Origin of the sequence: Corynebacterium sp. UMB10119B (assembly GCF_030228125.1) — a bacterium.
GTDB classification, from domain to species: Bacteria; Actinomycetota; Actinomycetes; order Mycobacteriales; family Mycobacteriaceae; genus Corynebacterium; species Corynebacterium pseudogenitalium.
In genome coordinates this window covers 57,072-75,920 of record NZ_JASPBG010000003.1, presented here as the reverse complement: position 1 = coordinate 75,920, position 18,849 = coordinate 57,072, and the positions used below count along the sequence as shown (strand labels likewise).

At 62.3% G+C, this 18,849-nt stretch carries 17 protein-coding genes; 10 read left to right on the top strand and 7 right to left on the bottom strand.

The genetic code is table 11. The features are described 5' to 3' along the window. Positions 1-96: 96 nt before the first annotated feature. Complete coding sequence (locus tag QP802_RS04185; protein WP_284817655.1) at positions 97-2,310, bottom strand: NADP-dependent isocitrate dehydrogenase; 2,214 nt, start codon at positions 2,308-2,310, stop codon at positions 97-99. A 103-nt stretch (positions 2,311-2,413) separates the two neighbouring features. Here QP802_RS04185 and QP802_RS04180 point away from each other — a divergent pair, with 103 nt between their 5' ends. From QP802_RS04180 to QP802_RS04165, 4 genes are all read left to right on the top strand, one after another. Beyond that, positions 2,414-3,331 (top strand): exodeoxyribonuclease III, encoded by a 918-nt coding sequence (locus tag QP802_RS04180; RefSeq protein WP_284817708.1) that lies wholly within the window; start codon positions 2,414-2,416, stop codon positions 3,329-3,331. A gap of 1 nt (position 3,332) precedes the next feature. After that, entirely contained in the window at positions 3,333-4,121 is a 789-nt protein-coding gene (locus tag QP802_RS04175) for a trimeric intracellular cation channel family protein (protein WP_284817654.1), read from the top strand. A 56-nt stretch (positions 4,122-4,177) separates the two neighbouring features. Next, a complete protein-coding gene (gene trpS / locus QP802_RS04170; RefSeq protein ID WP_256041913.1) occupies positions 4,178-5,185 on the top strand; it encodes a tryptophan--tRNA ligase in 1,008 nt (335 codons plus the stop codon). An 81-nt stretch (positions 5,186-5,266) separates the two neighbouring features. Beyond that, a complete protein-coding gene (locus tag QP802_RS04165) occupies positions 5,267-6,364 on the top strand; it encodes a YhjD/YihY/BrkB family envelope integrity protein (protein ID WP_070477651.1) in 1,098 nt (365 codons plus the stop codon). On the opposite strand, the gene QP802_RS04160 is transcribed toward QP802_RS04165, so the two are convergent. Next, entirely contained in the window at positions 6,324-7,595 is a 1,272-nt protein-coding gene (locus QP802_RS04160; RefSeq protein ID WP_070363002.1) for a D-alanyl-D-alanine carboxypeptidase family protein, read from the bottom strand. The two genes, QP802_RS04165 and QP802_RS04160, sit on opposite strands and share 41 nt — an antisense overlap. An 88-nt stretch (positions 7,596-7,683) precedes the next feature. Between QP802_RS04160 and QP802_RS04155 the strand changes: the two genes are divergently transcribed. Further along, the gene (locus QP802_RS04155) at positions 7,684-8,373 is read left to right on the top strand and encodes a VIT1/CCC1 transporter family protein (protein ID WP_070363001.1); all 690 of its coding nucleotides are present in this window, start codon (positions 7,684-7,686) and stop codon (positions 8,371-8,373) included. Here the strand turns inward: QP802_RS04155 and QP802_RS04150 are convergent. The 4 genes from QP802_RS04150 to QP802_RS04135 all read right to left on the bottom strand — a co-directional run bounded on the left by QP802_RS04150 (position 8,370) and on the right by QP802_RS04135 (position 12,014). Next, positions 8,370-9,455 (bottom strand): trimeric intracellular cation channel family protein, encoded by a 1,086-nt coding sequence (locus QP802_RS04150; RefSeq protein WP_284817653.1) that lies wholly within the window; start codon positions 9,453-9,455, stop codon positions 8,370-8,372. The two genes, QP802_RS04155 and QP802_RS04150, sit on opposite strands and share 4 nt — an antisense overlap. 64 nt (positions 9,456-9,519) lie before the next feature. After that, positions 9,520-10,758, bottom strand: coding sequence for a hypothetical protein (locus tag QP802_RS04145; RefSeq protein WP_070362999.1), 1,239 nt, complete (start codon positions 10,756-10,758; stop codon positions 9,520-9,522). Between the two features lie 12 nt (positions 10,759-10,770). Then, positions 10,771-11,733 (bottom strand): C40 family peptidase, encoded by a 963-nt coding sequence (locus QP802_RS04140; RefSeq protein ID WP_252930952.1) that lies wholly within the window; start codon positions 11,731-11,733, stop codon positions 10,771-10,773. Further along, positions 11,733-12,014 carry a hypothetical protein gene (locus tag QP802_RS04135; RefSeq protein WP_070362998.1) on the bottom strand — a complete coding sequence of 94 codons (282 nt, stop codon included), beginning with the start codon at positions 12,012-12,014 and terminating at the stop codon, positions 11,733-11,735. The genes QP802_RS04140 and QP802_RS04135 overlap by 1 nt, the downstream gene beginning before the upstream one ends. Before the next feature lie 62 nt (positions 12,015-12,076). Here QP802_RS04135 and upp point away from each other — a divergent pair, with 62 nt between their 5' ends. The 4 genes from upp to QP802_RS04115 all read left to right on the top strand — a co-directional run bounded on the left by upp (position 12,077) and on the right by QP802_RS04115 (position 15,859). Continuing rightward, positions 12,077-12,712 carry a uracil phosphoribosyltransferase gene (gene upp / locus QP802_RS04130; protein WP_070362997.1) on the top strand — a complete coding sequence of 212 codons (636 nt, stop codon included), beginning with the start codon at positions 12,077-12,079 and terminating at the stop codon, positions 12,710-12,712. 100 nt (positions 12,713-12,812) lie between these two features. Then, positions 12,813-13,130 carry a helix-turn-helix domain-containing protein gene (locus QP802_RS04125; protein ID WP_070362996.1) on the top strand — a complete coding sequence of 106 codons (318 nt, stop codon included), beginning with the start codon at positions 12,813-12,815 and terminating at the stop codon, positions 13,128-13,130. A 52-nt stretch (positions 13,131-13,182) separates the two neighbouring features. Next, complete coding sequence (locus QP802_RS04120) at positions 13,183-14,361, top strand: amidohydrolase (RefSeq protein ID WP_284817652.1); 1,179 nt, start codon at positions 13,183-13,185, stop codon at positions 14,359-14,361. A gap of 91 nt (positions 14,362-14,452) precedes the next feature. Next, complete coding sequence (locus tag QP802_RS04115) at positions 14,453-15,859, top strand: NAD(P)H-quinone dehydrogenase (RefSeq protein ID WP_070477660.1); 1,407 nt, start codon at positions 14,453-14,455, stop codon at positions 15,857-15,859. Here QP802_RS04115 and QP802_RS04110 read toward each other — a convergent pair. Further along, the gene (locus QP802_RS04110; RefSeq protein WP_284817651.1) at positions 15,840-17,150 is read right to left on the bottom strand and encodes a helix-turn-helix domain-containing protein; all 1,311 of its coding nucleotides are present in this window, start codon (positions 17,148-17,150) and stop codon (positions 15,840-15,842) included. The genes QP802_RS04115 and QP802_RS04110 overlap by 20 nt on opposite strands. Before the next feature lie 187 nt (positions 17,151-17,337). Between QP802_RS04110 and prpD the strand changes: the two genes are divergently transcribed. Next, the gene (gene prpD / locus QP802_RS04105) at positions 17,338-18,849 is read left to right on the top strand and encodes a 2-methylcitrate dehydratase PrpD (RefSeq protein WP_284817650.1); all 1,512 of its coding nucleotides are present in this window, start codon (positions 17,338-17,340) and stop codon (positions 18,847-18,849) included.

Here is an 18,849-nt window from a genome sequence, read left to right as displayed (position 1 = left end):
ACGTAGAGGTGCCATCCTGGGCGCCAGGTCAAGAACCGTAAACGAAACCCCGGCCGCCGCGAAAACGCAGCAACCGGGGCCGATCAAACCGAGGGTTTACTTCAAACCGTCAATCACCTTGTTAAACGTTGCCGACGGACGCATGACGGCAGTGACTTTGGCCTCCTCAGGCCAGTAGTAGCCACCCAAGTCGGCAGGGGAGCCCTGCACCGCGAGCAGCTCTGCGTCGATGGTCTCGGCGTTCTCTGCCAGCGCTGCAGCAACCGGAGCGAACGTGGCCGCCAGGTCCGCGTCCTCGGACTGTGCAGCGAGTGCCTCGGCCCAGTAGCGTGCCAGCCAGAAGTGGGAGCCGCGGTCGTCGATCTCGCCCACCTTGCGCGATGGCGACTTGCCTTCGTTGAGCAGCTTCTCCGTTGCGCGGTCCAGCGCGTCACCGAGGACGCCTGCCTTCTCGTTGCCCTTGGTGTTCTTCTCGTGGCGGAAGGACTCTGCAAGTGCGAGGTACTCGCCGAGGGAGTCCCAGCGCAGGTGGTTCTCCTCCTGGACCTGCTGGACGTGCTTCGGCGCGGAGCCGCCGGCACCGGTTTCGAAGAGGCCGCCGCCAGCCATCAGTGGAACGACGGAGAGCATCTTCGCGGAGGTGCCCAGCTCCAGAATCGGGAACAGGTCGGTGTTGTAGTCGCGCAGGACGTTACCGGTCACGGAGATGGTGTCCTCGCCGCGGCGGATGCGCTCGACGGAAACCTTCGTCGCCTCAACCGGGTTCAAGATGGAGATGTCCAGGCCGTCCGTGTCGTGGTCCTGCAGATATTTCTCAACAAGGGAGATGAGGTTGCGGTCGTGCGCGCGCTCCTCGTCGAGCCAGAAGATGGCCTTCATGCCGGACAGGCGTGCGCGGTTGACGGCGAGCTTCACCCAATCCTGGATCGGGGCGTCCTTGGTCTGGCATGCGCGCCAGATGTCGTCGGCTTCGACGTCGTGCTCGATCAGCACGTCGCCGGCGGCGTTGACAACCTGGACCTTGCCGTCGGCAGGGATCTTGAAGGTCTTGTCGTGGGAGCCGTACTCCTCAGCCTTCTTCGCCATCAGACCAACGTTTGGCACGGTACCCATGGTGGTTGGGTCGTAGGCGCCGTTGGCGCGGCAGTCGTCGATAACCGCCTGGTAGACGCCCGCGTAGGAGGAATCCGGGATGGTCGCCAGGGTGTCCTGCTCCTGGTCGGCAGCGTTCCACATGTGGCCCGAGGTGCGGATCATCGCAGGCATCGAGGCGTCGATAATCACGTCGGATGGTACGTGCAGGTTGGTGATGCCCTTGTGGGAGTTGACCATCGCCAACGCCGGGCCGTCCTTCAGTGCCTGCTCGAAGGCCGCGCGGATCTCCTCACCATTATCGACGCCAGCAAGGCCATCAAGGATTGCGCCCAGGCCGTTCTCGCCGTTCAGGCCAGCAGCGAAAAGGGTCTCGCCGTACTTGTCGTAGACGTCCTTGAAGTATGCGCGGACGACGTGGCCGAAGATGATTGGGTCGGAGACCTTCATCATCGTTGCCTTCAGGTGAGCGGAGAAGAGCACGCCCTCTTCCTTGGCGCGCTTGACCGCGTCGAGAAGGAACGCGTCGAGCGCCTTGGCGGACATGAAGGTGCCGTCCACGACTTCGCCAGCTTCGACAGCCAGGGAGTCCTTGAGGACGGTCTCGGTGCCATCATTGGCGACCAGCTTGATGGTCAGGGAATCGGCCGCCGGCATGATGACGGACTTCTCGTTGTGGCGGAAGTCTCCAGCATCCATGGTCGCAACGTTGGTCTTGGAGTCCTTCGACCACGCGCCCATCGAGTGTGGGTGCTTCTTTGTGAAGTTCTTGACGGCCTCCGGCGCACGGCGATCGGAGTTGCCCTCGCGCAGGACGGGGTTCACGGCGGAGCCCTTCACGGCGTCGTAACGCTTCTGTACTTCGCGCTCTTCGTCGGTGGAAGGATTGTCCGGGTACTCCGGCAGGTCGAAGCCAGCGGCCTGCAGCTCTGCGATGGCCTTCTTCAGCTGGACCAGGGAAGCCGAGATGTTCGGAAGCTTGATGATGTTCGCTTCGGGGGTAGTAGCAAGCTGGCCGAGCTGCGCAAGTGCGTCGTCCATCTTCTGCTCGTCGGTGAGACGCTCCGGGAACTGCGCAATGATGCGGCCTGCAAGCGAGATGTCAGCGGTGGTGACATCGAGTCCCGCCTGAGCGGCGAATGCCTCAACGATTGGCTTGAGGGAATAGGTTGCCAGCAGTGGCGCTTCATCGGTGCGTGTCCAAATGATTTGAGCCATGGTTCTCCTTAAGTATCGCGTCAAATGTGTTGCCTAAACCCACAGCGTACAGCTTTTACATACCGCGTGTCTTGTATTAGCGGGGAAAGGTAGGGTCATGGGCATGGTTTTAAGCATTGCTTCGGTCAACGTCAACGGAATCCGCGCGGCCACGAAGGTCCGCAACGAGCTTAATCACGGGATGCACGCATGGCTCGACGCCTCGTCTGTCGACGTCGTGCTGATGCAAGAGGTGCGGGCAACGCAGCAACAAACCGAGCTCGCGCTGGCGCCTGCGCTCGAACAGGGGTGGCATCTCGCCGTCGCCCCGGCAGAAACTCCGGGCGCGAAAGGCCGCGCGGGTGTGGGAATTCTCTCAAGAATCCCCCTATCTGAGGTAAGCGTTGGCATCCCGGGCTTCGAGGATGCGGGGCGTTTCATTGCGGCGACGCTAGAGAATGGCGTGCGGGTGGCGTCGCTCTACCTGCCGTCGGGCGCCGCGGAGACCGCCAAGCAGGACGAGAAGTACCGCTTCTTCGACCAGTTCGGCCCGGTGCTCGAGGAGCTGCCCGCGAAGTACCCCGACATGGTGATCGCAGGCGACTGGAATATCTGCCACCGCCGCGAAGACCTCAAGAACTGGAAGACGAACCGGAAGAAGTCCGGCTTCCTGCCCGACGAGCGCGCGTTCATGGACTCCGTCTTCGGTGCGTTCCCGGATGACGCCGCGCAGGACCTCGAAGACAAGGATGCAAGCCGGTGGGCTGGGGCGGTGGAGTATGAGTCGGAGGGGCGTCGACAAGCGAATGACAACCCACAGTGGTTTGACGTCGCGCGCCGCCTGCAGCCCGAGGACGCGCCGTACACGTGGTGGACCTACCGCGGCCAGGCGTTTAACAACGACGCCGGCTGGCGCATCGACTACCAGGCCGCAACGAAGTCCATGCTCGAGCGCGCGCAGCGCAGCTGGGTGGAAAAGGCGCCTACGGTTGAGCAGCGCTGGTCGGATCACTCCCCACTCATCGTGGAGTACGACATTTAATATGGACGCAGTCAGCACCGATCAGCTCATCACCGCGCTGTTCATCATCGGTATCGTCGCAGAGGCCATGACCGCGGCTGTCTCCGCGGGCCGCATGCGCATGGACCTCTTCGGGGTCATCACCCTCGGCGCGTTGACCGCGCTCGGCGGCGGCACGGTGCGCAACCTGCTGCTGGGGATTTACCCGATGGTGTGGGTGGAAAAACCCGAGTATCTGCTGCTCGTCGTAGTTGCTTCCGTACTGACTGTCCGCATTAGTTGGCTGATGCACCAGCTGCGTCGCGGCTTCTTAGTTGCCGACGCCATCGGGCTCGCCGCGTTCGTTGTTGTTGGTATTCGAATCGCGATTGAGAACGGTCACGGGTTCATCATTGCCTGCGTGGCCGCCATCACCACCGGTGTGTCCGGCGGCATCATTCGCGACGTCCTCTCCGATCGTGTGCCGCTGGTGTTCCGGAAAGAGTTGTATGCGTCGGCGGCGGTCATCGGCACGGTCGGGTGGTGGCTGATGATGCTGGTTGGTGTCCCGGAGTGGATCAACGTCATTGTTACCGTGCTGCTCGTGCTGGGTATCCGCCTGGTTTCCCTGAAGCGTGGCTGGTCACTGCCAGTCTATGTGTACGACGACGAGCGCGTCGCCGAGATCGACCCGAAGTACGCGCTGACCTCTTACTTCTACCGGCGAGCGCGGATGGTGCCGGGGGCGCGCCAGGTCTACCGCGGCATCAAGCGCATGCGCCGAACCGACCCGCGGCCAAACAACAAGGCCGACAAAGAGGAAAAAGAATAGGGCAGGGAGACAGGTAGCGCACGCGCGCGTTCCAGTCTGGTCTACAGTAAGAAAGCATGACTGAAAAACAGCGCGTACTTTCCGGAATCCAACCCACGGCAGACTCCTACCACCTCGGCAACTACCTCGGGGCGTTGAAACAGTGGATTGACCTGCAAGACGGGTACGACGCGTTCTATTTCATCCCGGACCTGCATGCGATTACGGTCGACCAGGATCCGAAGGAGCTGCGCGAGCGCACCATCGCGGGCTGCGCACAGCTGATCGCGCTCGGTATTGACCCTGAGAAGTCCACTCTCTTTGTGCAGTCGCACGTGCCGGAGCACACGGAGCTGACCTGGGTGCTGCAGTGCCTCACCGGCTTCGGCGAGGCAAGCCGCATGACGCAGTTTAAGGACAAGAGCCAGAAGCAGGGCCAGGACCGCACCTCTGTCGGTCTGTTTACCTACCCAGTGCTGATGGCGTCCGATATTCTGCTGTACTCGCCGCAGCTCGTGCCCGTTGGCGAAGATCAGCGTCAGCATCTCGAGCTGACCCGTACGCTCGCTGAGCGCTTCAACTCCCGCTACGGCTCCACGTTCGTGGTGCCTGAGGGCCTCATCCCGGAAGGCTCGGCAAAGATTTATGACCTGCAGGATCCGACGTCGAAGATGAGCAAGTCTGGGCAGAACCCGAAGGGCCTGATCAACCTGCTGGATGATCCGAAGGTGTCCGCGAAGCGGATCCGGTCCGCGGTGACGGACGACGATGGCGTCGTCGCCTACGACAAGGAGAACAAGCCTGGCGTCTCCAACCTCCTGGTGATCCAGTCGGCGCTGACCGGCACCCCGATCGACTCGCTGGTGGCCAGCTACGAGGGCAAGGGTTACGGCGCGCTGAAGGTGGATACGGCGGATGCACTCGAAGCCTTTACGACGCCACTTCGCGCCCGCTACGACGAGCTCATGAACGACCGCGCGCAACTGGAACGCATCCTCGCAGACGGAGCGCAGCGCGCCCGAGAAATCGCGGCGCCGTTGGTCAAAGACGTCTACGAGAAAGTCGGGTTCCTGGCCGGAGCCTAATAATTCGGTGGCTAGATCGTGGACCTTTCCTCTACGATGGTGTGCTTAGCGTAACTAACCAAACGTAGGGAAGGGACTGTGATGGCCACTTCGACGTCGCCACAGACGGAGTACACCGATCGGCAGGGCATTGAGCGCGCCACGAAGCAGCAAACAGAGGGCGCTGCGGACGAGATTGCGAAGAAGGCTCCGGCGGTCGGGCACCTGATGCGGATGAACGAGCGTTTCTCCGCGCAGGGCGGAAACCAGCTTTCAGCAGGTATTACGTACTTCTCGGTACTGTCACTCTTCCCGCTGGCGATGTTGCTGTTCGCTGCCCTCGGTATGTTTTTGAACGGGCGCCCGGACATCATGCAGCAGGTGCAGGACCAAATCACTGAGAACCTCGAAGGGGGACTCGGCGAGACCGTCAACGAGTTGCTACAGGCAGCGATCGACCAGCGTGGAGCCGTCGCAGGTGTCGGTTTGCTCACAACCCTCTGGTCCGGCTTGGGATGGATGAACAACCTGCGAGTCGGCGTTTCGGCGATGTGGAACCTTGACGCGAATGATGGTGGAAACTTCGTCGTGAAGAAGCTGACGGACCTGTTGGGCTTGATCGGTTTGATTCTGCTCTTCATCGTGGCGTTCGGTGTGACCGCTGTAGGTGCATCCTCCTGGACCTCGCAGGCGATGGAGCACTTCGGTCTCGGTGACTTCCCGGGGGCCCGCCTCGTGGTGTGGGCCGTCGGCCTGTTGGTCGGTGTGCTGGCGAACTTCCTGGTTATGTGGTGGATGGTCACGTACATGCCGCGCACGAAGGTGCCGATGAAGTCCGGCCTGAAGGGCGCGCTGCTCGGCGCGGTCGCGTTCGAGCTGGTGAAGCAGTTCGCAACCGTGATCGTCAGCTCGGCGACGGGCAACCCAGCCGGCGCGATCTTCGGCCCAGTGATTGTGCTGATGGTGGTGCTCTATCTCATCTGGCGCGTTGTGCTCTACGTTTCTGCCTGGACCGCAACTACAGAGGAGTCGTTGGAGCTCGAGCCGGTTGAGGTCCCGGAGTCCGCGATCATTAATGTGCGCGCGGGCGCGTACCAGGACCCTGCTAGCAGCGCCTCGGCATCGGGCAAGGCGCTAGGCATTGGGGCCGCGATTGGTGCTATTGGCGTCGGGATCGTTTCTTTGCTGACGCGAAACTAAGCGCGACGGCGAGTGCGGTAACCACCAGCACGCCGCCGACGAGCGCGATGGAAAGCCAGGGAATGCCACCCTGGCTTTTTGCTGTTCCAGGCTGCTCATCAGCGGTATCGGTCGGCTGCGATGTTGTCGTCGGCGTTCCCTCGACAGGGTTCAGCGACGCCACGTGGGTGTGGCCCTCGGAGGCGTAGGCGTAGGACTCGTGGAGAAGCGTCTGCGCCTGCTGCCACGCGCGCATTTTATCCACCGTGGTGTCCAGCACTACCGCCACCAGACGCACGCCGTCGTGGTCGACTGCGCCTACAAACGTGTGGTTCGCGTCATCCGTGTAGCCGGTCTTGCCGCCGATGCCGTCTGGGTCGTTGAGGTAGAGCTTGTTGTCGTTCCACAGCTCGTAGCCCGGGATGTCACCATAGCCGGGGAAGGGGTAGGAGGCGGTGTCTGCGATTTCGGCGAACGCCGGGTTGGAAAACGCGGCCCGGTAGGCGAGCGCCATATCCCATGCCGAAGTGGACATCCCAGCCCGATCCAGCCCGGAGTAGGAGGTTGCGCGGGTGTCGAGCATGCCGAGCTCGCGGGCTTTCGCGTTGATCTTCGTCAGGGTGGCGTCGTCACCGCCGAGCGCCTGCGCGAGCGCATGGGCGGCGTCGTTGCCCGAGGCCATCAGCAGGCCGTGTAGCAGGTCGTTGACGGTGTACTCGCCGCCGGCCCCGATGCCGACGGCGGAGCCCTCCTGGCCAGCGGATTCCTCGCTGACCACAACGCGCTGCTCGCGGGGCAGCTCGTCAATCGCCACGAGTGCGAGCAGCACCTTAATAATCGAGGCCGGCCTGTACCTGCCGTGCGGATCCTTCATCGCAATCACGTCGCCGGTATCGAGGTTGGCGACCAGCCACGCGGACGCGAGCACCCCCTCATCGACATGGAATCCCTCGGGCGCCTCGATGCCGCAGGAGCCCTCGTAGGTTACGGGGAGTGGTTGGAGCGTCTCGGTTTCGCGGGCCTCGGACGTCGATACTGGCTCGGGTGGCCACAGGGAGCGCTCGCAATTGTTCGTGTCCGGCGCATGGAGGCGGACAGGGGGGACCCAGTTGCCGTAGTCGTCGTAAAACCCGGGGCGGGGTGTGACCGTGGTCGTGACCGTCGTATCCTCCGCCTGCGCAAGCGGGGCAGGGGCGAGAGTCAGGCACAGGGGCGCGCACACGGCGCTTGCGATGCGTATTGCAGTGTTCATCGCAGGCTATCGTACGCCAGGTCACCCACGATATTGGTGAGGCTGCGCTTTGTTGCGCGGGTGTGTAGTTTCAGCCACGATGTAGCGCATGGTTGCGGTTGAAGGCATGAATGAGCGGCTGAACAAGCTGCGCGCGGCAGTGCTCGGCGCGAATGATGGCATCGTTTCGACGGCCGCGGTGGTCGTCGGCGTCGCGGGTGCTACCCCGAACGTTCCCGCGATCGCTACGGCCGGCATCGCCGCGCTGATCGGTGGCGCAGTGTCGATGGCGCTCGGCGAGTACGTGTCCGTGTCCTCCCAGCGGGATATGGAAAGCGCCTTCATTGAGCGCGAGCTTGAGCTGCACAAGGAGGACCCGCACGAGGAGTTCGAGCACCTGGTCGCAGGCTACGTCGCGTCTGGTTTGAGCTCGAAGACGGCGCTGAAGGTGGCGAAGGAGCGCACCGCCGAGGACCCCATCAAGGCCCACTTGGAAATGCACTACGGCATCGACGAGGACGACCTTGCGAACCCATGGTCCGCGGCCATTGCGTCGTTCATTTCCTTCTTCCTCGGTGCGTTGCTGCCGCTTGCTGCGGTGCTACTTCCGCCAGACTCGTGGCGTGTGGCGTCGACGTTCATTGTGACTCTCGTGGCGCTGGCGGCAACTGGCGCGATCTCTGCTCGCACTGGTGGCGCGAGCGTGACGCGCGCCGTGTTGCGCTTGGTCATCGGCGGTGGGCTTGGACTTGCCATCACCTTCGGCGCTGGCTGGGCCTTCGGCACCGCGGCGCTCTAAGAGTTTCGTGCCTCGTACTGCTTGACCAGCCGCTCGATGAGCTCGTCGGTGAGTTTGTCGTCCTGCAGAATCATGTCCAGCATCTTGCTGGCGGTCTGATCAAGGTTGCGGTCCTCGTCGTAGGAATCGCCGGAGAGATCCACCCCGATGCCGTCGAGCAGCGACTCGCTTGTCGACGCCCCCTCCGCCACATCCTGGCCTTCCTCCACGTTGATCGCCTCGAACTGGGATGTGAACTCCTGGAGGAACGCATCCGCCTCGTGGACTGCTTCCGAACGGCCTTTGCCGCGCTTGACTTCCGATTCGATCCTGCGCTGGAGCGCCTTTTCCATCTGGCGGTGGCGCCAGGAGCGCACGCGGGTCGGCTCGAGTTCACGCGCGATGTTGCGTGAGCGACGCTCCGCTTTCCGAGCCAGTTCCGCGAGGTGTGCCGCGGTCTGGTTTACCGGCGCGAACTCGGAGTTCGTGGAGATTCGCCAGTTTCCGTAGTAGCCGAGCAGGAAGAGTCCGAAACTCACCATCGGGCCAAGCACCATCCCGATCGCCATGTGGCCCGTGGCGTGCCCAAGCAGCACGATGACAGAGCATGCCACGGCTGGAATGACCGTTGGTTGGTTGTTGCCGAAGACACTCGGCTCGCGGCCGGTGACGACGTCGCGGATCATGCCGCCGCCCGTCGCGGTGAACACGCCCATCATGATCGCAGGCAGGACCGGCAGCCCGTACGTCAGGGCTTTCGACGCCCCGGTGGCCGCCCACAGCGCTGAGACGAAGGCGTCGCCGTGGCTTTCAAACACGCTCCACGCGCGCCCTTTGAAGTATGTAAAGCGCGCGATCACCGCGCCGGTAAAGGCCAGGATGAGGTACTCCGGCTGGCTCATTGCGGCCACGGTGCCTTCGTTGATGAGGACGTCGCGAAGCATGCCTCCGCCGAGTGCGGAGAGCATCGCGATGAAGAAAAACCCGATGATGTCGTAGCCACGGTGGCGTGCGATTGTGCCACCGATGATGCCCATCAGTAAGACACCGGATACATCGAACCAACGATAAATAGCGGAGATTAACGGATCGACCTGGTCCATGGTGGCACATTTTACGTGTGCCAGAATCCGGCGTCTTCGACGGCCTCAGGAATTTAGGCTGCGACTAGAACTTGGAGAAGCGCTTGATGAGCTGCAGCTCCATCTCGTTCCACGCCTCAGCCTTATCCGTAAACGGCGCAGATGGGACGTAGCCTGCGGCTTCGGTGGAGCCCAGCATGTACGCCAGGTAGTCCTGCATGCGTGGGTTTGCCAGGAGGAATGAATTGAGCGAGTCGTCCTTGGCCCAGTCGGCGGCGTCGGCAAGCAGCTCGTAGGCCTTCGCCATCTGCTTGGTATCGACGCTATCGACGCCCTGCTTGATGTCCTGCGCGATGCCGTTGAAGGAGTAGGAGTTGTCCGGGTGGACGGTGACCTCGAGCTCACCAGCGTTTGCCAGGGTAACCAGGTCAGGCCAGGTTGCTACTGCGGCGAGGTCATGGTCATCGTTCTCGATAATCCAGCGTCCAAGGTGTTTGGTGGACGGGAACGTGAAGATTTCACCGTACTTGCCCAGGAATACCGGGTTGGAGCCCAAGTAGGTGCGCAACGTGTAGACGCTCTTGCCCTGGATGGAAACCTTCACTGGGTCGATTCCGGCACGTGCCCACGCGGAGTTGTCGTATGGGTCTTGCGCCTCCTGCTCAGCACGCTCGGCCTCGCTGGCTTGCTGCTTCGCCTCTTCGCGGGCCTTTTGTGCGGCCTCGATAGCTGCGGCAGCGGCGCTGACCGCTGCCGCGTCGATGGAGTCCGTCTTCACCACGCGGACCGATTCGTCGAGGGATTTGACTACCTCTTCCCAGTTCGCCAGCACGACGCGGCCGACACCAGACCACTCGTCCAGGCCGTTCTCGCCCTGGTAGTGATCAGAGCCGCGGTTGACGTTGCCCAAAATCGAGTGAGAGGCGAAGAAGATCAGTGCTGGCTCTGCCGCCGCTACCTCCGCGAGGGAGCGCGAAATCTGCAACACGCGGGACAGGTGCGAGACGTTCTCGTGGCTTGGGCGGCCAGCCAGCAACTCCGGTGCACCAATGATGTCGAAGTACTGCTTGTCATTCGGCACCACACGGTCGTCGCCCTGGTTCGAAAACTGCTCCCACTTGGGGTGGTCCGCCAGGTCGTGCTTCGGCGTGTTGTTGATGTATGCGAGCAGCGCCTCGGGGGATTCGAAGACGAGCACCGAGTTTTCATCGCCGAAAAAGGCCTGCCACTCGGAGCCGTGCTCCTTCCAGGTTGGCGCCCACAGGGTGTAGAAATCGCCGTCGGTCAGTGAAAGCTTGACGGGCAAAATAGCACGGGTAATCATGCAGCAAATCTATCACGCTGTTGGACGCCAGAAACCTTTGAAGGCCATTCCCATGTTTTCTGTTCGCACCGGGTTCATCTGAACTGGGTCGCCAGCTTCGATGAGCATCCCGTCACCGGCGTACATGGCAACGTGTCCATCCCACACCGCGAGGTCGCCCGGTTGCAGGTCCTCGTAGCGGACCTGTTGCCCGATATTCTGCTCTTGAGCTAGGCGTGGCAGCTCCACACCGGCCTGCCGATACGCCCAGCTTGTCAGCCCGGAGCAGTCGAACCCGCCGGGCGCAGATCCACCCCACGCGTACCGTGTGCCGAGCTGTTGTTTCGCCGCCGCGACCGCAGCTTCACCAGTTGCCGAGCCACCCCGGGAGGGAGGAGGTCCCGCCTGCTGAACGGCGGCGAGCTGGGTGACCTCGTTCTTAGCGTGAGGGAGTTCGCGGGCTGTGATGAGGCGCTCGAGCTCGTACATGGCGGCTTTTGCTTGCGAGGATGCGGCAATAGCGGGTTGGCTCGCTGCGTGTGCCACGATCTCCGAGAGCTGCTTGGCTAGTGGTGCGAGGTCGTTCGCCAGTCCGTTGAGAGTGAGCCCAGCCTGGGTGACCGCCCACGCGACCTGGGCGGCGATCTTGATCCCCGCTCCGATCGCAGTTGCAGGGTTGAGCAACAGTGGTAGGAGCGGTTGGGTGTCTCGGATGAGGTCAACCACGATATTGCTCAGGTCTTTGGCGGCAAAGAACACGAGGCTGCTCGCCTGACCGAACATCTTCACAATGGTGTCGCGATCTTTCCCCAGCAGGTTCGCAGCATTGCGCAGCGTCTGGCCCGCAGGGTGCGCCCCTACGAACGCGGCAAGGGGCTCGATGGCGGAAAAATCTGGAGTGGAAAGGAATGGGAGTTGGGGAAGTGGGGCAGGGACGTGTCGCAGAATGAGCTGCGCTGCCGCGATCGGGTCAATGCCCGCAGCCAGTGCAGCCATCACAACACCGCCTGAAGAAGGTTGCTGAATCGCTCATCAACGCTGATGGCCGCTTTTACAGCCAGGAGCATCGCGAAAGCGACGCGGCTTGCTTCCTCACTCAAAGCCTCGCTTCTCGCGTTTTCCTGCTCCACGGCCTGCGAGAGCGCCTGGCTGAACTCCGCGAGCGGCCACACATTGGGAACCGGAACGTTTGGCAGTGGTTGGAGCGCAGCGGCGTCGTCGCGTAGCGAGTCAGCGTGCGAATGGATCGTTGATTGGTCAAAAGCGAAAGTAGTCATAAGAGATTGGACGCACGGAGTCAGTAAACGGTTCCCTCCGAATTTCAATTACCATGTGAATCATGGAAATTACCGTTGTTGACCACCCCCTAGCAGCCTCCCGTCTGACACTGATGCGCGATGAGCGAAGCGACAACACCGCGTTTCGTGCCGCACTCGCTGACCTGGGCGCGATGCTGATATATGAGGCGTCGCGTGACCTGAAAACCGAAACCTTTGAAACCAAAACGCCGGTTGCAACAGCCACCGGCGTTCGCTTGGAAAAGCCCCCAATTATTGTTCCGATCATCCGTGCCGGCCTCGGAATGATTGACCCGGCGTTGTCCATGATCCCGGACGCGCAGGTCGGCTTCATCGGCATGGCGCGCGACGAGCAGACGCACGAGCCGGTTCCATACCTCGAGGCGCTGCCCGACGACCTGTCGGGACAGCCGGTGTTCTTGGTTGACCCGATGCTGGCCACGGGAGGTTCCCTCATCCACGCGATTGAACTGTTGGAAGGCCGTGGGGCAGACGACATTACTTGTGTGTGCATGGTCAGTGCGCAGCCGGGCGTCGACAAGCTGAAGCAGCACGGCGGATCGGTGCGACTGATCACCGCCGTCATTGACCCAGGACTCAACGAGGACGCGTACATCGTGCCGGGCCTCGGCGACGCCGGAGATAGGTTGTACGGGCCACGCAATATTGACCTCTAGTCAAAGTAACGTGCGTCGGATATAATCACCGGAAGTTTGTTACGTACACGAGGGGGTATACGTGTTCTTTCAAGGGAGTCTTGGCGCACGTTTTTCGGATGTGGATTCGGACCAGTACTGGGCCAGCTACGCGTTTGCGTTAGGGGAGAAGATCCGCGCGCTGCGAACAATGCAGGGGCTATCGCAGGCGTACCTGGCGGAGCGGGCGGGGATCTCTCGTTCGCTGCTCTCTAACCTGGAGCGCAATAGCTACAACAGGAATAGGGCTGCTGACCCCACGCTTTCGACGATCTACCGGATCGCTGCCGCGCTCGATGTTTCGCCGCTGCAGCTGCTTCCAGCGGACGAGGAGCAGGTGGACGAACACGACCAGTCACAAGATTCGGCGGAGATGAGCGTAGAATCATTGCCACAATAAGGCGCAGTGGGAGCCACGCGCACAAATGCTGGGTGAAGGGTGAACATACACGATGACGGCCGGAGGAATTGCGCGCGCGGTAGACCAATGGGTGAAGGAACATCACTCGACAATGGTGGAGTGGCGCCGTCACTTCCACTCCTACCCGGAGCTTTCCAACCAAGAGTTCGCCACCACCGAGTTCATCGCGAAGGTGCTGCGTGAGCACGGCCTTGAGCCCGTCCTCTTTCCCGGCACGGGACTCTACGTCGACCTGGGCCCAAAGGACGGCAAGCGGCTCGCGTTCCGCGGCGACATCGACGCCCTGAAAGTGCCGGAGCAAACCGGCCTGCCGTTCGCATCCCAGCACCCGGGCGTTTCCCACTCGTGCGGCCACGACGTGCATACGACGGTGGCGCTCGCGCTGGCGTGCGCCTTATCGACGATCCAGCTGCCGCTCGGCGTACGCATCATCTTCCAGCCGGCGGAAGAAGTGATGAACGGCGGTGCGCTCGACGTGATCGAGTGGGGCGCGCTGCAGGATGTCGCGAGCATTTACGCCCTCCACGCCGAACCGAAACTGCGCGTAGGCCAGATCGGTGTGCGCACGGGCGCTATTACCTCGGCGTCGGACGTGCTGCGCATTACGGTCAACGGGCCTGGCGGCCACACCTCTCGCCCGCAGCTTTCGGCGGACGTGGTCTACGCGCTCGGGGCGCTGATTACGCAGTTGCCGGCGCTGCTGTCGCGCCGGGTCGACCCACGTACGGGCACGGTGTTGGTGTTCGGGCACGTCGAGTCGGGCGACGCGGCGAACGCGATCCCGAAGACAGGCGAGCTACTGGGCACGTTGCGGACAGCGGATATCGGGACGTGGCGGATCCTCGAAGATCTGGTCACTGACCTGATCGACCTCGTCGTCGCACCGACCGGATGCACGTACCACCTCGACTACATGCGGGGAGTGCCACCGGTGCTCAACGACGACGCCGCGACGGCGATCGGGGTACAGGCAGGGCGCAGGATCGACCCACACGCGGTGGTGACCGCGCCGCAGTCCTCGGGCGGGGAGGACTTCTCTTGGTACCTGGAGCACGTCCCCGGGTCGATGTTCCGGCTCGGTGCCTGGAGCGGTGAGGGAGAGATGCAGGACCTGCACCAAGGCAACCTTGATATTGATGAGCGAGCACTTGAAGTTGGGGTGCGTTTGTTCGGAGGGGTCGTCGAAAAGTACGCCGAAAACCTCAGCTAGTGCAACTTTTGGTTGGTAACGAAGCCGTGGGCGGCCGTGTAGACTAGCCAGGTATTTGTGCGAACGACGAAGACCGTTGAGGAGTATGTAGGTGTCGAAGAAGATCGTCATCATTGGCGGAGGGCCAGCTGGTTACGAGGCTGCGCTGGTTGCATCAAAGTACGGGGCCGATATCACCATTGTGGAAGACAATGGTTTGGGCGGCTCCGCTATCCGCAAGGACGTTGTTCCTTCGAAGAGCTTTATCGCCGGCGCTAACATTAAGACGGACCTTCGCCGTGCAGACGACATGGGGCTCAACCACGGGCTTGGGGAAGCCCAGCTTTCGCTGACCGCCCTGAACGCGCGCGTGATCGCGCTGGCTGATAAGCAGTCCAGTGACATCGCTAAGCAGTTGGAGCAGCGTGGCGTGCGCCTTATCCAGGGGCGCGCTCGTTTTACGGACCAACAGCACGGTCACACCACGCACCGCGTGGAGGTGCACTGCGAGGGCAAAGACACCGAGATTATTGATTGCGACATGGTGCTGGTGTGCACCGGCGCGAACCCGCGCGTGCTGCCGGGCGCTGAGCCGGACGGCGAGCGCATCCTGAACTGGCGTCAGATGTACAGCCTGCAGGAGATGCCGACGCACCTGATCGTGGTCGGTTCCGGTGTGACCGGTGCTGAGTTTGTTTCTGCGTTCGCTGAGCTGGGCGTCGAGGTGACCATGGTTGCTTCGCGTGACCGCATCCTGCCGCACGATGACGCCGATGCCGCTGACGTGCTCGAGGAGGTGCTCGCGGGCCGTGGCGTCCACTTGGAGAAGCACGCTCGCGTGGAGTCGGTGACGAACACTGGCGACGGCGTGGTTGTGCGCACGACGGACGGGCGCGAGATCGCCGGTTCGCACGTGATGATGTCCATTGGTTCGATTCCGAACACGGCGGACCTCAACCTGGAGGCGGCCGGTGTGGAAGTCGCCCCGTCGGGCCACATCATTGTTGACCGTGTGTCGCGTACCAACGTTGCAGGTATTTACGCTGCGGGTGACTGCAGCGACCTGATGCCGCTGGCATCGGTCGCGGCGCAGCAGGGACGCATTGCGGTCGACCACGCGCTGGGCGAGGGCGTGTCACCGGTGCGCCTGAAGACGGTGGGCAACGCGGTCTTTACCCGCCCGGAGATCGCCGCGGTTGGTGTGACGCAGCAGCAGATCACCGACGGCGAGGTTGACGCGGACATCTACAAGCTCGACTTGGCGACGAATCCTCGCGCAAAGATGCGTTCCCTCCAGCACGGTTTTGTGAAGATCTTCGCCCGCAAGGGCTCCGGCCAGGTACTCGGCGGCGTGATTGTCGCACCGACTGCCTCCGAGCTGATTCTATCGCTGACCATCGCGGTAGCCAACGACCTGACTGTGCGTCAGCTGGCGAATTCGATGGCGGTGTACCCGTCCCTGTCCGGTTCGATTACGGAGGCGGCACGCAGGCTGATTGCTAAGTCTGATCTGGACTAGCGCTCGGGCTAGAACTAGGCGGCCCCGGAAACGCTCGCTGCGGACAGGATGTTCGTGGGCAGGTAGCGCAGCCGGGGCCGATTTGTGTTGCCGATTCGGGGGAGATGTTCAGCCCGTCGGCGTAAATCATGCGCTGGGCGAATGCGATATCGCAGCCCAGCACCACAGCGTGTTCCCGGCGCGGGGAATCGAACCCTACGACGGGGCCCTGCACCATCCGCGCAATCCATAGGTAGGTCCGGCCGTCCGGCATGACGGCGACCTGACGCGTCACTCTATTCGAAGTTTCAAACGCGCGGTGCACGACCCACAACGGGCAGCCCCCACCGTGGCGCGAGAAGTGGAAGGCTGTCGATGACTGCCGCTTCGATATGTTGCCTGCCCGGTCGGTGCGCACGAAGACGAACGGAATCGCCTCTGCGCCGGGGCGCTGCAACGTCGCGAGGCGTTGGCAGGTTGACTCGAAACCAGTGCCGAAGCGCGCGGAGATGACGTCGATGTCGTAGCGGGTTTCTTCGGCAGCTTGGAGGAGCTCCGCGTAGGGCATGGTGACAGCGGCGGCGAAGTACTGCGCCAGCCCGTGGCGCGCGAGCTGGACGGGCTCGGGCTGTGTCGATTCGTCGAAAGTGTCGCGGACGTACTCGTCGATGAGCTCTGCGAAGGCGGTGCGGCCGTAGTGGTAGGCGAGTTCAAAGCACTGCTGGGACTCGGTGAGTCCGGTGCGTAGGCGGATCTCGCGCTGGTCGTGCTGCAGGGTCGAGCGGGGGCCGTGGGCGTATTGGTTGAAGCGCACTTGGATGCCGTATTCCCTGTCGAAGGTTGCCGCGAGGCGTGTCAGTCGCAGTTGCCGGTTCGCGGCGTGCGCTGCGAGCTGCTCGGCAGCAACGTCGAGCTCGTGGAAGTAGTTCTTGTGGTTCTGGAAGAATTCGCGCACGAGTGCGTGGGGGTGTTCGGAGTCGGTGGTCTCGGGTGAAGTCAGCGCCCGTAGGGAGTTGGCGATGTCGGGGAAGCGCTGTGCGAACTCGTGCAGTTTCGGCTGTGAGACGTCGGGGAGTAGCTCGGAAAGCTCGTTGACCACGCGTTGGTCTTCATCGGGGGAGAAGAAAGTGGTGGAGAGCTGAAACGCGTGGGTGAGTTGGAGGAGCACGCTGACGGTGAGTGGACGCTGGTCGTTTTCGAGCTGGTTGAGGTAGCTCGTTGAGATGTCTATGCGGCGGGCCATTTCGCCTTGTGTGAGTTCGAGTTCATGGCGGAGCGTCTGTATCTTTGCCCCCGCGTACAGCTTTGCCATCGTACCTTTCTCCCATTTTGTATGCGTGTACTGCGTAGTTAACAGAATTTGCACAAGTAGCAGAATTTGTACGCAGAAGTTTACATGCGAAAATCATGGCCCGCATCACATTTGGCTCACTAGTATGAGCTGCAACATCAACGAGGTTTCGCGGTAGCGGAACTACAACGAAGACGAAGGAGCCAAGATGATCGAACACAACGTGCGCACGCACCGTTCGGCAGAAGATTTCCCGATTGAAGAGCACCTCGCATACAAGATCGCCAAGGTTGCAGCAGACCCGGTAGAGGTTCCAGCTGAGACGACTGAGATGATCATCAACCGCATTATCGACAACGCGTCGGTCGCCGTCGCTTCCTACGGTCGCCGCCCAGTCGCCACCGCTCGCGTGATGGCGGAGGCCCACCCGGTCGCCGAAGGTGGCGCGCAGATCTTTGGTGTCGACGGCTCCTACTCCGCAGAGTGGGCCGCATTCGCCAACGGTACAGCGGTCCGCGAGCTGGACTTCCACGACACCTTCCTCGCGGCGGAGTACTCCCACCCGGGCGACAACATTCCGCCGATCCTCGCAGTAGCACAGCACAAGGGCCTCGACGGTAAGGCGCTGATCCGTGGTATCGCGACCGGCTACGAGATCCAGGTCAACCTGGTTAAGGGTATTTGCCTGCACGAGTGGAAGATTGACCACGTGGCGCACCTCGGCCCATCTGTTGCGGCGGGTCTGGGCACCATGCTGAACCTGGACATTGACACCATCTACCAGGCAGTTGGCCAGGCGCTGCACACCACGACGGCGACGCGCCAGTCCCGCAAGGGCCTCATCTCTTCTTGGAAGGCGTCCGCCCCGGCATTCGCGGGCAAGATGGGCATCGAGGCTGTTGACCGCGCGATGCGCGGCGAGGGTGCACCCGCTCCGATTTGGGAGGGCGAGGACGGCTTCATCGCCTGGATGCTGCATTCCCCAGAACGCACCTACGTGGTGCCACTGCCTGCAGACGGTGAGGCAAAGCGCGCAATCCTGGATACCTACACCAAGGAGCATTCGGCTGAGTACCAGTCGCAGGCCCCAATCGACCTGGCGCGCCGCATGAAGCAGACCATCGCGGATGCCGGTAAGTCCACCGCCGATATTGAGTCGATCGTGCTGCACACCTCGCACCACACGCACTACGTCATCGGCACCGGAGCGAATGACCCGCAGAAGATGGACCCGAAGGCGTCCCGCGAGACCCTCGACCACTCGATCATGTACATCTTCGCCGTAGCGCTCGAGGACGGCACGTGGCACCACGTTGATTCCTACGCTCCTGAGCGCGCGAACCGCCCTGAGACGATCACGCTGTGGCACAAGATCTCCACGGTGGAGGACCCGGAGTGGACGCGTCGCTACCACTCGCAGGACCCGGCCGAGAAGGCGTTCGGCGCAAAGGCCGTCATCACCTTCAACGACGGCACCGTCATCGAGGATGAGATGGCCGTGGCGGACGCTCACCCATTGGGGGCGCGCCCGTTTGCCCGTGAGCAGTACATCCAGAAGTTCCGCACGCTGGCGGAGGGGATCGTCGATAAGGAAGAGCAGGACCGTTTCCTTGAAGACGTGCAGAACCTCGAGCAGCTCACCGACTTGAGCAAGCTCAACATCAAGGTGAACGCGGACGCGCAAGCCAATGCTCCTCAGATCCCAGGAGGGATTTTCTAA

Coding starts and splice junctions, on each gene's coding strand:
- trpS (WP_256041913.1), top strand. CDS start 4,178: ATGACTGAAAAACAGCGCGTACTTTCCGGAATCCAACCCACGGCAGAC.
- QP802_RS04185 (WP_284817655.1), bottom strand. CDS start 2,310: ATGGCTCAAATCATTTGGACACGCACCGATGAAGCGCCACTGCTGGCA.
- QP802_RS04160 (WP_070363002.1), bottom strand. CDS start 7,595: ATGAACACTGCAATACGCATCGCAAGCGCCGTGTGCGCGCCCCTGTGC.
- upp (WP_070362997.1), top strand. CDS start 12,077: ATGGAAATTACCGTTGTTGACCACCCCCTAGCAGCCTCCCGTCTGACA.
- QP802_RS04155 (WP_070363001.1), top strand. CDS start 7,684: ATGGTTGCGGTTGAAGGCATGAATGAGCGGCTGAACAAGCTGCGCGCG.
- prpD (WP_284817650.1), top strand. CDS start 17,338: ATGATCGAACACAACGTGCGCACGCACCGTTCGGCAGAAGATTTCCCG.
- QP802_RS04145 (WP_070362999.1), bottom strand. CDS start 10,758: ATGATTACCCGTGCTATTTTGCCCGTCAAGCTTTCACTGACCGACGGC.
- QP802_RS04180 (WP_284817708.1), top strand. CDS start 2,414: ATGGTTTTAAGCATTGCTTCGGTCAACGTCAACGGAATCCGCGCGGCC.
- QP802_RS04110 (WP_284817651.1), bottom strand. CDS start 17,150: ATGGCAAAGCTGTACGCGGGGGCAAAGATACAGACGCTCCGCCATGAA.
- QP802_RS04140 (WP_252930952.1), bottom strand. CDS start 11,733: ATGGCTGCACTGGCTGCGGGCATTGACCCGATCGCGGCAGCGCAGCTC.
- QP802_RS04175 (WP_284817654.1), top strand. CDS start 3,333: ATGGACGCAGTCAGCACCGATCAGCTCATCACCGCGCTGTTCATCATC.
- QP802_RS04135 (WP_070362998.1), bottom strand. CDS start 12,014: ATGACTACTTTCGCTTTTGACCAATCAACGATCCATTCGCACGCTGAC.
- QP802_RS04150 (WP_284817653.1), bottom strand. CDS start 9,455: ATGGACCAGGTCGATCCGTTAATCTCCGCTATTTATCGTTGGTTCGAT.
- QP802_RS04120 (WP_284817652.1), top strand. CDS start 13,183: ATGACGGCCGGAGGAATTGCGCGCGCGGTAGACCAATGGGTGAAGGAA.
- QP802_RS04165 (WP_070477651.1), top strand. CDS start 5,267: ATGGCCACTTCGACGTCGCCACAGACGGAGTACACCGATCGGCAGGGC.